We start from the raw sequence: 12,725 nt of genomic DNA, 5'->3' as shown, positions 1-12,725 counted from the left end.
TACCGACCAGACTCTTCAGTGTCAGCACAACTGCACCGAAAGAGGTCCGGTCATGAACACCACGTATGTCGCCCAGCTCGTCCACGAGGAGCGTGCGGGCCGGCTGCGGGCCGAGGCCGACGCCGACCGCCTCGCTCGCGTAGCGCGCCGCGCCGCCCGCCGCGACGCCGAGCGGCCCGCCCGCCGGTCGACGTGGGTGCTCCGCCACCTGCCCGGCCGCCACGCGGTCTGACGACGACGTCCACCCACCAGGCCCCGGTGTCCACCACGGACACCGGGGCCTCACCCTGTGACGGCGAATCCGGCCCGGCGTAGCAGGATGGTCACTGTGGCGTTGGCAGCGATGAGTCCCGCGATGGTCGGCCGCACCGAGCAGCTCGACGGCCTGCGATCGGCGCTGGCGGCTGCCGCCGGCGGCGTACCGGTCACGGTGGTGCTCGGCGGCGAGGCCGGCGTCGGCAAGACCCGGCTGGTGACGGAGTTCGCGGCCGAGGCCGAGCGCGGCGGGGCCCTGGTCGTCGTCGGCCAGTGCGTGAACCTCGGCGGCGACGGCCTGGCGTACGCCCCCATCACCGGCGCGCTGCGCGACCTCGCCGGCCGGCTCGGCGCCGACACGCTGCTGGCCGCCGCCGGTCCGGGACGGGCCGCACTGGGCAGCCTGCTGCCCGACCTCCCCGGCGACGACGCTCAGGCGGGCGGCACCAGCCAGGGCCGGGTCTTCGAGGCGGTCACCGGGCTGCTCGAGCACGTCGCCGCCGACCGCCCGCTGGTGCTGGTGCTCGAGGACCTGCACTGGGCCGACCGCGCTACCCGTCAGCTGCTCGGGTTCGCGGTCCGGGCGCTGGGCAGCGCCCGCCTGCTCGTCGTCGGCACGTACCGCAGCGACGAGCTGTCGCGCGACCACCCGCTGCGGCGGCTGCTGGCAGAGCTGGAGCGGGTGCGCACGGTGCACCGCATCGACGTGCCGCGGCTGACCGAACACGAGGTCGCCGAGCAGCTCGCCGGGCTCGCCGGGGCGCAGCCGCCCGTCGACGCCGTCCGCCGCATCCACGCCCGCAGCGAGGGCGTGCCGTTCTTCGTCGAGCAGCTGGCCGAGCTCGACGACGGCACCACGTTGCCCGAGTCGCTGCGCGACCTGCTGCTGGTGCGGGTCGAGCAGTTGTCCGACGAGTCACAGCGGCTGGTCCGGCTGCTCGCCGTCGGCAGCGACCGCGTCGGGCACGACCTGCTGGCCTCCGTCGCGGCGGTCGACGCCGACGCACTGGACCGCACGCTGCGCGAGGCGGTGTCGGCGAACGTGCTGCGGGTCGACGGCGACGGGTACGCGTTCCGGCACGCGCTGGTCCGCGAGGCCGTCCACGCCGACCTGCTGCCCGGCGAGCACGCCCGGCTGCACGCGCTCTACGCGGCCACGCTGGAACGGCGGCTCGCGTCCGGCGCCGGCCCGCGGCGGGCCGTCACCGCCGAGGCGGCGCACCACTGGTTCTGCGCGCACGAGCACGAGAAGTCGTTCGCCGCCTCGCTCGACGCCGCCGCCGAGGCGCGCTCGCTGGCCGCCTACGACGAGGCGCAGCGCAACCTCGAGCGGGCGCTGGAGCTCTGGGACCAGGTCCCCGACGCCGCCGAGAAGGCGGGGCACGACCACGCGGAACTGCTCGCCCGCACTGCCGCGGCGGCTGACCACGCCGGCGAGCTGGACCGCGCCCTCGCGCTGGTCGACGCCTCGCTGGCCGAGGTCCAGGCCGCGGGCGACGCCGTCGAGCCGAGCCGCGTCGCCCGGCTGCTGGGCTTCCGCGGCGGGCTGCTCAGCGAGCTCGGCCGTGGCGGCGCCACCGCCGAGGTCGAGCGGGCGCTGGCGCTGATCCCGGCCGACCCGCCCACGCCGCAGCGGGCCCGGCTGCTGCAGAAGTACGTGTCGGGGCTGATGATGGACGGCCGGCAGGCGAACGCCGTCGCGCTGGCCCGCGAGGCGGCGGCGCTGGCGCGCCAGACCGGCGAGGCCGAGTCGGAGTTCCGCGCGTACGTCGTGCTCGGGCCCTGCCTGGTGCACTCCGGCCACGTCGACGACGGCCTCGACGCCCTGGCGACGGCGCACCGGCTGGCCGGCGAGCGGCCGGAGTGGCTGGTCAGCTACCACATCAACATGTCCGACTCGCTGCACCTGCTCGGCCGGCACGGCGAGGCGGAAGAGGTCGCGCAGCGCGGCATCGACGGCGCCGGTGCGGTCGGACTGGCCCGCACGCTCGGGACCATGCTGGCCGGCAACGCCGCCGAACCGCTGATGGCACTGGGCCGCTGGGACGAGGCCGAGCGGGTCATCGTCCGCGCCCTCGAACTCCGGCCGCCGGGACGCCACGTCTGGCACCTGGCCGCGTTGCGGTCCTGGCTGGCGCTGTGGCGCGGCGACGTCGAGGCCGCGTCGCAGTACGCCGCACAGGTGCGCGAGCGGCTGGCCGGCCACGACCCCGGCCCGCAGTACGTGCTGCCGGGGACCCGCGCGGCCGCCGAGGCGGCGCTCGGCCGCGGCGAACCCGGCCTCGCGTGGCAGCTCGTCCGCGCCGCCGTCGACGCCTCACCCGGGCAGCAGTTCGGCTACGAGCTGCCGCTGCTCGGAGCGGCCGGCTGGGCGCTGGAGGCGCGCGTCCGGACCGGTGACCTCCCGCCGGGCGACGTCGAGGCGGACGCCGCCTGGCTGCGGGACCGGCTGGCGCCCATCGGCGACTGGGGACCGGCGCCGGTGTGGGCACCCGTCGTCCAGGCCCATCTCGCCGGTCTGGACGGGCCGGCGCCGGACGCCTGGCGCGCCGCCCTCGACGTCGTCGAGGCGGCCGAGGGCCCGGCCCACCTGCGGCCGTTCGCCGGCTACCGGCTGGGCGAGGCGTACGTCCTGCTGGGCGATCGCGCCGCCGCCGAAGAACCGCTGCGCGTGGCGGCCGACGACGCCGACCGGCTCGGCGCCGGGCTGATCCGCGGCTGGATCGACGACCTCGCGCGCCGCGCCCGGATGGGGCTGCCGCCGTCCCGTCCCGGCGCGGCCGACGACGGTGCGTTCCCGGCGCTCACCGAACGCGAGCGTGAGGTGCTGCACCTGGTCGCCGCCGGGCGGAGCAACCGGCAGATCGGCGAAGAGCTGTTCATCAGCACCAAGACCGCCAGCGTGCACGTGTCGAACATCCTGGGCAAGCTCGGTGTGTCCGGCCGCGGCGAGGCGGCCGCCCTGGCGCACCGTGAAGGCCTCCTGGACGACGATCCCGCCCAGCAGGCCGGCTGACGCCCGGCCGCCACCAGGTCGTCCAGGCCGGCTCGGGCTCGGCGCCGAGCCGTCAGCAGAGCTCAGAGCGGAGCACGGCACGTCCGGTGCCGGCGTCGAACGGCACCGACGCGTGCTCGTGGACGATCGTCCAGGCGCCGCCCTGACGGCGGAGGCAGCTCGTCGCACGCACCCACATGGCGACCTCGGTGCCGTCCCGCATCGTTCCGCTGATCCGGACCAGGAAGTGGCAGAAGGCGAGATCGGCCCCGGCGGTGATCTCGAGGTCGCGGATCTCGTGGCCGATCGGGGTGCGGTACGACGCGATCCAGCTCTCCAGCCGGCCGGTCGGGTCCTCGCCGCGGCGGACGAACGGGCCGACGGCGTCGTACAGCACGAGGTCGTCGTCGTAGCCGGCGGCCGCGGCGGTGGCGTCCCGGCGGCCGAACGCGCGGGTGCGGGTCTCCAGCACCTCCCGGATCCGCTGTTCGCGGTCCGCCGTCATCGTGGGGCCACCTGACGGCCGAGGGCGTCCAGCCAGTCGCCGGTGCCCTGCTCGCGCCACTCGGGCTGCTCCTGATCGTCCAGGAAGGTGCCCTGTTCGGTGAGCAGCAGGCGGGTTCCGTCGCCGTCGCCGCCGAACTGCACGGTGGTCGTCGACACGGTCGACAGGACCCCGTCGGCGAACAGGAGCGTGGTGTAGACGATGCGCTCACCGGGGACGATGTCGTGGTACTCGCTCCTGGCGACGAGGTCGACACCGTCGCCGCCGTGCACGGCCTCGGTGCCGCCGACCCGGAAGTCCAGCGAGTAGCGGCCGTCCTCGGCCGCGAACCACTTCGCCTTCGTGTCGGGGTCGGACCACGCCGCGAACACCGCGGCCGGCGCGGCGGCGTAGCTGCGCTCCAGCGTGAACGTGCTGTGCTTCACCGAGTGATCGGTCATGATCCTGGCTCCTTCGTCTGGTCGTCGAGGACCGCGCCGAGGCGGTCCAGGCGGTGCTCCCACGCCGTGCGCTGCCGTCGCAACCACGCCTCGGCGTTGCGGAGGCCGGCCGGATCGATCTGGCAGGTACGGACCCGCCCGACCTTCTCCGTGCGCACCAACTCGGTGTCCTGCAGCACCTGCAGGTGCTGCACCGTCGCGGCGACGGTCACGCCGAGCTCGGCCGCCAGCTCACTCACGGTGGCCGGGCCACGGGTCAGGCGCTCGATGACGGCTCGCCGATTGGCGTCGGCAAGAGCGTGGAACACCCGGTCCACGGACTCATGCTTAAGCATGTACTTAACTTTAGTGGCGGACCCTTGAAAGTCAAGCGTCGACTTAAGCGTCCAGGACCGCCGCCGGCCACGGGCCGCAGCGCGAGAGCTGGGCCCGTGGCTCGGCGGCCAGGCGGTGGACCGTCAGTTGACCGGGCCGCCGACGCCCAGGTTCTCGGGGTCGTCCATGTCGCCCTGCGAGCGGTGCAGGCGACGGTTGACCATCCAGGTGACGAACCAGAGCACGACGCCGATGGCGAGCAGGATGCCGGCGATGCGGTACTGCTCGCTGTCGCGGCCGGTCCACGGCGTCGCCAGGTAGGCGCAGGTGATGGCGCCGATGATCGGGATGACCGTCGGGGTGCGGAAGTGCTTGTGCTCGACCGGCTGGCGCCGCAGCACCAGGACCGCGACGTTGACGACCGAGAAGACCGCGAGCAGCAGCAGCGCCGTCGTGCCGCCCAGCGCCGGCACCTCGCCGACGAACGTGATGAGGCCGACCGCCAGCAGCGTCGTGAAGATGATCGCGACCCACGGCGTGCGCCGGCCCGGGTGCACCCGGCCCAGCGGCCCCGGCAGCACCCGCTCGCGGCTCATGCCGTAGACCAGCCGGCTCGCCATCAGCATGTTGATCAGCGCGGAGTTGGCGACGGCGAACATGGTGATGAACGCGAAGATCTTCAGCGGGAAGCCGGGAGCACCGGCCTCGACCACCTGCAGCAGCGGGGTGTCGCCCTCGCCGAGCTGGTCGACCGGCACCAGCGCCACCGACGAGATGGCCACCAGCACGTAGATGACGCCGGTGATGATCAGGCCGGTCAGCATGACCTTGGGGAAGATCCGGACCGGGTCCTTGCACTCCTCGGCCATGTTGACGGAGTCCTCGAACCCCACCATCGCGAAGAACGCCAGCGCCGTCGCCGCGGTGACCGCGCCGAAGACGCCCTGGCCCTGGGTGTCGAACTCGGTGACCCGGCTCATGTCGGCCTCGCCGCCGCCGATGGCCCACAGGCCGATCATGATGATGATCAGCAGGCCGCTCAGCTCGACGCAGGTGAGCACCACGTTGGCCTTGACGCTCTCGCCGACGCCGCGGAAGTTCACCGCCGCGACCAGCAGGATGAACAGCAGCGCGACGCCGGTGATGCCGACGCCGGTGCTCAGCTCGACGTCGAACGCCTCGGACAGGTTCGACGCGAACGCCCGCGACGCCGTCGACGCCGACGTGATGCCCGAGCACATGACCGTGAACGCCACGATGAACGTGACGAAATGGACGCCGAACGCCTTGTGCGTGTACAGCGCCGCGCCCGCGGCCTGCGGGTACTTCGTCACCAGTTCGAGGTAGCTGAACGCGGTGAGGATGGCCACGATGAAGGCGACGAGGAACGGCAGCCAGGCCGCCCCGCCGACCTCGGCGGCGACCTGACCGGTGAGCGCGTAGACCCCGGTGCCGAGAATGTCGCCGACGACGAACAGCAGCAGCAGACTCGGGCCCATCACCCGTTTCAGGCTGGGCTGTTCCGCGGGCTGACGGGGAGCCTCACCGGTACGCACGGGCGCATCTGCCATGTGCCACCTCCAATCGGTTGCCTTGGTCTACCTCTTGGAGGGTGTGCGGCGCAAGCAGTGACACGGCGAGTCAATGCCTGGAATGTGGTGTTTTCAGGGTTGTTCGCGTCCCGCCGCCCGACGCGCTTCCTCGGCCCTGGCCAGCACGGACATCACGTCGTCGAGGTCGTCGGTGACGGTGAGGAGGTCGAGGTCGACGGGCGAGATCTTCTTCTCCGCGACCAGCGTGTCACGAAGCCAGTCGACGAGCCCTTTCCAGTACGACTCGCCGACGAGCACGATGGGAAATGCGGTGACCTTGTGTGTCTGGACGAGCGTCATGGCCTCGAACAACTCGTCGAGCGTGCCGTAACCGCCGGGGAACACCACGAAACCCTGCGCGTACTTGACGAACATGGTCTTGCGCGCGAAGAAGTAGCGGAAGTTCACCGCGAGGTCGACGTAGGCGTTGATGCCCTGCTCGAATGGCAGCTCGATGCCCAGCCCGACGGACGTGCCGCCGGCCTCCTGGGCGCCCTTGTTGGCGGCCTCCATGATGCCCGGCCCGCCGCCGGTGATGACGGCGTACCCGGCGCCGGTCAGCCGCTCGCCGAGGTCGACGGCGAGCTGGTAGGACGGGTCGTCGGGCTGCGTGCGGGCCGAGCCGAACACGCTGATGGCCGGGCCGAGCTCGGCGAGCGCGCCGAAGCCCTCGATGAACTCGGACTGGATGCGCAGGACCCGCCAGGGGTCGGTGTGCACCCAGTCGGTGGGGCCGGCGGTGTCGAGCAGCCGCTGGTCGGTCGTCGTCACGTCGTAGTGCTTCCCTCGCTGGATCACCGGCCCGGCGTACTTCACCGGCCGTTCGAACTCGTCGTGTCGGGTCACGCGGCCAGGCTAGGGGGTGTCCCGCGGATATTGGTGGATGCGGGTGGTGTCCTGGCGCCGATCCGCGCCGCCGAAGATCCGCGGGCCACCCCCTCGTGGTCAGGCCGCGAGCCAGGCCCGCAATCGCGCCTCACAGGCCTCGATCTCGGCGACGTGCACCCGTTCGTCGTCGGCGTGCGCGAGCTGGGGGTCGCCGGGGCCGTAGTTGACCGCCGGGACGCCGAGCGCGTCGAACCGGGCGACGTCGGTCCAGCCGACCTTGGCCCGCGGCTCGCCGCCGACGGCCGCGACGAACGCCGCCGCGACCGGGCGGTCGAGGCCTGGACGGGCGCCGGGCGCGGTGTCGAGCAGCCGCACGTCGTAGCCGTCGAACACCTGCCGCACGTGGTGGAGCGCCTCGGCCTCGGTCTTCTCGGGCGCGAAGCGGTAGTTGACGGTGACCTCGCAGCGGTCGGGGATGACGTTGCCGGCGATGCCGCCGCTGATGCCGACCGCGTTGAGCCCCTCGCGGTAGTCGAGGCCGTCGACGGTGACCGTGGCCGGCTGGTAGTCGGCCAGCCGTTGCAGCACCGGGCCGGCCGCGTGGATGGCGTTGCTGCCCCTCCACCAGCGGGCGCTGTGGGCGGCGGTGCCGGTGAGCTGGACGGCGACGCGCAGCGTGCCGTTGCAGCCGCCCTCGACCGCCGCCGACGTCGGCTCCATGAGCACGGCGAAGTCGGCCGCCAGCCAGTCGGGGTGCTGCCGGCCGACCCGGCCGAGGCCGTTGCGTTCGGCCTCGACCTCCTCGTTGTCGTAGAAGACGTAGGTGACGTCGCTGGCCGGCGCCGGGACGTGCGCGGCCAGCCGCAGCCCGACGGCCACGCCGCCCTTCATGTCGACGGTGCCGCGGCCCCAGAGCACGCCGTCGTCGAGGCGGGTGGGGAGGTTGGCGGCGACCGGCACGGTGTCGAGGTGCCCGGCCAGCACCACCCGCGCGGGGCGGCCCAGCGCCGTGCGGGCGACGACGGTGTCGCCGTCGCGGTGGACCGTGAGGTGGCCGAGGGAGCGCAACGCCGCCTCGACGGCGTCGGCCAGCGGCCCTTCCTCACCGCTCGGGGAGGCGAGGTCGCACAGCTGCGCCGTCAGTGCCGGCGCGGGGAGGTCGAGATCGAGAACGATGCCCACAAGCGCCTCAGCCTACGTGCGCGGGGTGAAGGCGCAGAACTCGTTGCCCTCGGGGTCGGCCATGACGTGCCAGGAGATGTCGCCGCCGGGCTCGCGCAGCACCGTGGCGCCACGCTCGGTGAGCAGCGCGATGTCGGCGACGTCGACGTCCCAGTGGACGCGGTTCTTCGCCGCCTTCGGCTCGGGGACCGGCACGAAGCACAGGTAGTCGAACGGCAGCCGGCCGACGCTCTCGAGCGCGGCGTAGTGCTCCTTCGGCTCGCGCTCGGGGACCAGCCCGAACACCTCGCCCCACCACGCGGCCTGAGCGTGCGGGTCGGCGCAGTCGACCACCACCGCGCAGAGCCGGCCCGGCAGCGACGGCCGCCCGGGCCGGAGGAACGCACAGAACTCGCCGCCTTCGGGGTCGGCCATGACGTACCAGAAGTTCTCGTCGTCGGGCTCGCGCAGGACGGTGGCGCCGAGCGACAGCAGGCCGTCGAGATGGCCCGTCTCGACGTCGAGGTGCACCCGGTTCTTGACCGTCCTGGCCTCCGGCACGAGGTCGACCCAGATCTGCTCGCCTTCTGCATCTCCGCGCAGGTGCGTAGGATCGTCTGAGTCTGGCCGGCGGCCCAGCGCCGCCGCCCAGAACTCGGCGAGCCGCGGCTGATCGCTCGCGTCGAGGCAGAGAGCCTGCCAGGTGGCGACGGGTGTCGGGTGCATACGGCCACGCTAGCCGAGGGCACCGACACCCCTGACCCGCCCGAGGACCCACCAGGTGACCCGACGACGATGAGCTCCCTGCCGGCCGCTCCGCCCGACGACCAGCATCTCTGGTCGCGGGCGCGCCGAGGCGACCCGGCGGCGTTCGGCGAGCTGTTCACCCGGCACTCGACGGTGGTCTACAACTACTGCTTCCGGCTCACCGGCAGCTGGAAGACCGCCGAGGACCTCACCTCCGTCGTCTTCCTGGAGGCCTGGCGCAAGCGCGACGACGTCGCCGCCGAGGCCGGGTTCGTCCCGTGGCTGCTGAGCGTGGCCGGCCGCGTCGCGCGCAACAGCACCCGTGCGGTCCGCCGGCACCGCCGGCTGCTGGCCAAGCTGCCGCCCGCCGTCATCGCCGGCGGCGCCGAGGACACCGCGCCGCCCGAACCGTCCGAGCCGGCCGACCCCGCCGACGCCGCCGCCCGGGCCGACGACGAACGGCACATGCGGCAGGTGCTGCGGGTGTTCCGGCGGCTGCCGAAGCAGGAGCAGGAGGTGCTCGCGCTGTGCGTCTGGGGCGAGCGCACCTACGCCGAGGCGGCCGTGGCGCTCGGAATCCCCGTCGGCACAGTACGCTCGCGGCTGGCGCGAGCTCGAGCTCACATGGAGCGGCTCACCGAGGCCGCGACCACGAAGACCGCCGAGCCGCGACCCGGCTCGCGCCCCGAAGGAGCGCACCACACATGAGTTCCACCGGCCTCGACCTCGCGTTCGCGCTGCCACCCAGGCGCGACCTCCCCACCGACCGTCGCGACGCCATGCGCCGGCTGCTGGAGGACGCGGTCGCCACCCGGCAGTTGCTCTCGGCGCCGCGACGGCCCCGGCTGCGCCCGGCCATGTGGCCGGCGGCGGGCCTCGTGGCGGCGTCCGCGGTGGCCGCCACCGTCCTCGTCGTGGGTGACCTCGGGTCCGACGGCGCCGACACCGCCTACGCCGCCACGCCGCCCGTCCTGGCCGCGGAGCTGGCCATGGGGCAGCCGGCCGCTGCCGAGCTGCTGTCACTGGCCACCACGGCGTCGCAGGCGCACGCCGCGCTCTACACGAGCGCCGAGGTCACCGTCACCACCGAGAGCTGGCTGCTGACCGTCACCGAGGGGCAGCCTGCGGAGGGCCTGGCGCCCGCCGAGGGCGCCGCGCCGGGCGAGGGTGCGGCGCTCGGCGTGCCGGCCGTCACGTCCGCCGTCGTGCCGGTGCTGCGCGAGCAGCGGTTCCTGGCCGACGGCTCGGTGCACGTGCGCGAGACGCAGGGCGAGGCGCAGTACCCGACGGCGGCCTGGAGCGAGGCCGACGGTTCCGCCACGCCCGGCGCCGTCCTGCTGGACGAGACCGTCCCGGCCGACGGCCTGGCGTCGGGGTACCCGGAGGCGCTCGCCGCCGACCCCGCCGCGCTGCGGGCCCAGCTCCTGGCCGTCTGGCCACAGGCCGACGACCCCGCCGCGGCGCTGTTCCAGGCGCTGCACGAGGTCGCCTCGACCCGTGTCATGGACACCTCGGTGCAGGCCGCTGCCCTGACCATGCTGGCCGACGAGCCCGGCGTGGTCGCGCTCGGCGAGACCACCGACCGGCGCGGCCGCACGGCCATCGCGTTCGGCACCGACAGCGACGACTCCGGGCTGGACCGCCGGCACGTGCTGATGGTCGACCCCATGTCCGGGCGTCTGCTCGGCTACGAAGAGGTGCTCACCGGCGACACCGGCGCCCTGGACCTCGAGGCGCCGGTGGTCGCGCAGTACACCGTCTTCCTCTGACCCGCAGCTGCCGCTGACCCCGCCCGCCGCGGGCACGGGCGGGTGCGTCCACCGCCGGCCACCGAGCGTTGGCGCATCCACCGCCCGCGACGAAGGGCGGACGCGGCACGTTCGGCGGCAGGTATGCCCGGTCTGCCGGTTTCCGCACCGGGTTCGGTCCCCGCCCGGCTGGGAGGGAGTCCCACCCTACGGGCGGGCACCGACACTGTCGCCGCCACGACCGCCGCACCCGCCACGCACGGACCACGACCGCCGCACCCGCCGCGCACGGGCCGCGAGCGCCGCGGCCGTACCGCCTGGCTGACCCTGCACGATGGCTGGCGGTTCGCTGGCGCTCTGGCACCAGCAAACCCCCGGCCATCGCCCACTCCCGGCCCGGGCCACGGCAGCCTCGCCCGGCCGCTCGGCCGGCTCCGGTCAGGCGCTGGTGCAGGTCCAGTAGCTCATCCGGTTGTCGGCAGAAGCGCCGACGTAGGAGTCGCTGGCGCCGGGGGTCATGGTCCACAGTCGCGCTCCGCCGACGTAGTCGTAGGCGTGGTAGTTGCGGCCGGAGTTGCGGTTGACCCACGACGACGCGGTGTTGTCGAAGCCCCAGCTGCTGGCGTAGCCCGAGCAGGTGCTGGAGAACTGGTACCGCGTGCCGTCGAAGTTCGAGGCGGTGTAGAAGCAGTAGTAGCCGGACGGGCAGGTCGAGGCGCTGCCCCGCGCCTGCATGTCGCCGGCGAACGGCTCGAACGGCTGGGCCAGCCCGGTGATGCCGAGCGCCTCGACGACGTCGGTGCGCACGGCGTCGCCCAGGCCGAACGGCGCCGCGTCGGCGCCGGGGCTCGGCCACACGGCGATGACGTCGCCGTCGTCCCAGGCCATGGCGTTGTCGGAGAGCTGGATGCCGCCCGGGTTCTGCTCCAGCGCCGCCGCCATCTCGTCCGCGAGCGGCCCACTGGGCCCGGCGGCCCCCGCGGCCTCCGTGCCTCCCGCAGCGCCCGCGTCGCCCGCGTCGCCCGCAGCGATGCTCGCGTACGCACCACCCGCCGCCACCAGAACCGTCGTCGCGACCCCCGCGAGGGTGGCGAGTAGCCGTCGTCGCACCATCGGCGCCTCCCAGCACTCGTGTCTTCTGCGGGCGCGCCGCACGGCGACCACCGTGCTCACGCAGCCCGCCGTGTTCCGTAGGCTGAGCCCATGACCGACGTGCGACGGGCATGGGGCTTCGGCCTGGCCACCATAGCCGCAGATGGAACGATCTTGGATGTTTGGTACCCATCGCCAGCTCTCGGCAAACCGCCCATCTCGTCCGACGACGCCCTCGTCGAGCTGCGCGACCTCGAGGTCGAGGACCGCGACCGCGAGGTCCGCCGCACCGTCGTGCAGACCGACATCGACCTCGACGCGCCGCCCGCCGACGCCCAGGACGCCTACCTCCGGCTGCACCTGCTGTCGCATCGGCTGGTCGCGCCGCACGGGCAGGTGCTCGACGGCCTGTTCGGCGTGCTCAACAACGTCGTGTGGACCAACCACGGCCCGTGCCCGGTCGACGGCTTCGAGCGGACGCGGCTGCGGCTGCTGCGCCGCGGCCCGGTCACGGTGTACGGCATCGACAAGTTCCCGCGCATGGTCGACTACGTCGTGCCGTCCGGGGTGCGCATCGCCGACGCCGACCGCGTCCGCCTCGGCGCCCACCTCGCCGCCGGCACCACGGTCATGCACGAGGGGTTCGTGAACTTCAACGCCGGCACGCTCGGCTCGTCCATGGTCGAGGGGCGCATCTCCTCCGGCGTGGTGGTCGGCGACGGCTCCGACGTCGGCGGCGGCGCGTCGATCATGGGGACGCTGTCCGGCGGCGGCAAGGAGGTCATCACCGTCGGCGCGGGCTGCCTCATCGGCGCCAACGCCGGCATCGGCATCTCGCTCGGCGACGGCTGTGTGGTCGAGGCCGGCTGCTACATCACGGCCGGAACGAAGGTCGGGCTGCCCGACGGCCGTGTCGTCAAGGCGCTGGAGCTGTCCGGCCGCGACGGCCTGCTGTTCCGCCGCAACAGCGTCACGGGCGCCGTCGAGGCACTGGCGAGGTCCGGCGACTGGGGCGGGCTCAACTCCGTCCTGCACGCGAACTGACCG

At 73.7% G+C, this 12,725-nt stretch carries 13 protein-coding genes; 5 read left to right on the top strand and 8 right to left on the bottom strand.

Annotated elements, in window-relative coordinates:
- Positions 1-52: 52 nt before the first annotated feature.
- Together BLV02_RS29725 and BLV02_RS38120 are read left to right on the top strand one after the other, a co-directional pair.
- A complete protein-coding gene (locus tag BLV02_RS29725) occupies positions 53-232 on the top strand; it encodes a hypothetical protein (RefSeq protein ID WP_069114403.1) in 180 nt (59 codons plus the stop codon).
- Between the two features lie 123 nt (positions 233-355).
- Entirely contained in the window at positions 356-3,271 is a 2,916-nt protein-coding gene (locus BLV02_RS38120; protein WP_176986544.1) for a helix-turn-helix transcriptional regulator, read from the top strand.
- A gap of 52 nt (positions 3,272-3,323) precedes the next feature.
- Here the strand turns inward: BLV02_RS38120 and BLV02_RS29715 are convergent, their stop codons facing one another.
- From BLV02_RS29715 to BLV02_RS29685, 7 genes are all read right to left on the bottom strand, one after another.
- Entirely contained in the window at positions 3,324-3,755 is a 432-nt protein-coding gene (locus BLV02_RS29715) for a YybH family protein (protein ID WP_069114405.1), read from the bottom strand.
- Positions 3,752-4,195, bottom strand: coding sequence for an SRPBCC domain-containing protein (locus BLV02_RS29710; RefSeq protein WP_069114406.1), 444 nt, complete (start codon positions 4,193-4,195; stop codon positions 3,752-3,754). Before BLV02_RS29710 ends, BLV02_RS29715 begins: the two co-directional genes overlap by 4 nt.
- Positions 4,192-4,530: an ArsR/SmtB family transcription factor gene (locus tag BLV02_RS29705; protein WP_141711819.1), complete on the bottom strand. Its 339-nt coding sequence runs from the start codon at positions 4,528-4,530 to the stop codon at positions 4,192-4,194. The genes BLV02_RS29710 and BLV02_RS29705 overlap by 4 nt, the downstream gene beginning before the upstream one ends.
- A gap of 123 nt (positions 4,531-4,653) precedes the next feature.
- The gene (locus BLV02_RS29700) at positions 4,654-6,009 is read right to left on the bottom strand and encodes an APC family permease (protein WP_141711827.1); all 1,356 of its coding nucleotides are present in this window, start codon (positions 6,007-6,009) and stop codon (positions 4,654-4,656) included.
- A 165-nt stretch (positions 6,010-6,174) separates the two neighbouring features.
- Positions 6,175-6,948, bottom strand: coding sequence for an LOG family protein (locus BLV02_RS29695; RefSeq protein ID WP_069114409.1), 774 nt, complete (start codon positions 6,946-6,948; stop codon positions 6,175-6,177).
- A gap of 99 nt (positions 6,949-7,047) precedes the next feature.
- Positions 7,048-8,112 carry a succinyl-diaminopimelate desuccinylase gene (gene dapE / locus BLV02_RS29690; protein WP_074946801.1) on the bottom strand — a complete coding sequence of 355 codons (1,065 nt, stop codon included), beginning with the start codon at positions 8,110-8,112 and terminating at the stop codon, positions 7,048-7,050.
- Positions 8,113-8,124: 12 nt separating this feature from the next.
- Positions 8,125-8,817, bottom strand: a complete 693-nt coding sequence (locus BLV02_RS29685) for a VOC family protein (protein ID WP_069114410.1) — start codon at positions 8,815-8,817, stop codon at positions 8,125-8,127.
- A gap of 69 nt (positions 8,818-8,886) precedes the next feature.
- On the opposite strand from BLV02_RS29685, the gene BLV02_RS29680 reads away from it, so the two are divergent.
- On the top strand, positions 8,887-9,546 hold the full coding sequence (locus BLV02_RS29680; RefSeq protein WP_069114411.1) for an RNA polymerase sigma factor: 660 nt from the start codon (positions 8,887-8,889) through the stop codon (positions 9,544-9,546).
- Positions 9,543-10,607 (top strand): hypothetical protein, encoded by a 1,065-nt coding sequence (locus BLV02_RS29675; RefSeq protein ID WP_069114412.1) that lies wholly within the window; start codon positions 9,543-9,545, stop codon positions 10,605-10,607. The genes BLV02_RS29680 and BLV02_RS29675 overlap by 4 nt, the downstream gene beginning before the upstream one ends.
- Before the next feature lie 417 nt (positions 10,608-11,024).
- On the opposite strand, the gene BLV02_RS29670 is transcribed toward BLV02_RS29675, so the two are convergent.
- Positions 11,025-11,699: a peptidase inhibitor family I36 protein gene (locus BLV02_RS29670; RefSeq protein WP_083289134.1), complete on the bottom strand. Its 675-nt coding sequence runs from the start codon at positions 11,697-11,699 to the stop codon at positions 11,025-11,027.
- A gap of 90 nt (positions 11,700-11,789) precedes the next feature.
- Between BLV02_RS29670 and dapD the strand changes: the two genes are divergently transcribed.
- The gene (gene dapD, locus BLV02_RS29665; RefSeq protein ID WP_069114414.1) at positions 11,790-12,722 is read left to right on the top strand and encodes a 2,3,4,5-tetrahydropyridine-2,6-dicarboxylate N-succinyltransferase; all 933 of its coding nucleotides are present in this window, start codon (positions 11,790-11,792) and stop codon (positions 12,720-12,722) included.
- Positions 12,723-12,725: the final 3 nt, after the last annotated feature.

This window comes from Jiangella alba (assembly GCF_900106035.1).
Taxonomy (GTDB): domain Bacteria; phylum Actinomycetota; class Actinomycetes; order Jiangellales; family Jiangellaceae; genus Jiangella; species Jiangella alba.
Note: the sequence above shows the minus strand (reverse complement) of the source record. Positions and strands in the feature narration are given on the sequence as shown.

Bases quoted from the DNA above. Each gene is read 5' to 3' on its own strand.
- BLV02_RS29705 (WP_141711819.1), bottom strand. From the start codon at position 4,530: ATGCTTAAGCATGAGTCCGTGGACCGGGTGTTCCACGCTCTTGCCGAC.
- BLV02_RS29675 (WP_069114412.1), top strand. From the start codon at position 9,543: ATGAGTTCCACCGGCCTCGACCTCGCGTTCGCGCTGCCACCCAGGCGC.
- BLV02_RS29670 (WP_083289134.1), bottom strand. From the start codon at position 11,699: ATGGTGCGACGACGGCTACTCGCCACCCTCGCGGGGGTCGCGACGACG.
- BLV02_RS29700 (WP_141711827.1), bottom strand. From the start codon at position 6,009: ATGGGCCCGAGTCTGCTGCTGCTGTTCGTCGTCGGCGACATTCTCGGC.
- BLV02_RS38120 (WP_176986544.1), top strand. From the start codon at position 356: ATGGTCGGCCGCACCGAGCAGCTCGACGGCCTGCGATCGGCGCTGGCG.
- dapD (WP_069114414.1), top strand. From the start codon at position 11,790: ATGACCGACGTGCGACGGGCATGGGGCTTCGGCCTGGCCACCATAGCC.
- BLV02_RS29725 (WP_069114403.1), top strand. From the start codon at position 53: ATGAACACCACGTATGTCGCCCAGCTCGTCCACGAGGAGCGTGCGGGC.
- BLV02_RS29710 (WP_069114406.1), bottom strand. From the start codon at position 4,195: ATGACCGATCACTCGGTGAAGCACAGCACGTTCACGCTGGAGCGCAGC.
- BLV02_RS29680 (WP_069114411.1), top strand. From the start codon at position 8,887: ATGAGCTCCCTGCCGGCCGCTCCGCCCGACGACCAGCATCTCTGGTCG.
- BLV02_RS29715 (WP_069114405.1), bottom strand. From the start codon at position 3,755: ATGACGGCGGACCGCGAACAGCGGATCCGGGAGGTGCTGGAGACCCGC.
- BLV02_RS29685 (WP_069114410.1), bottom strand. From the start codon at position 8,817: ATGCACCCGACACCCGTCGCCACCTGGCAGGCTCTCTGCCTCGACGCG.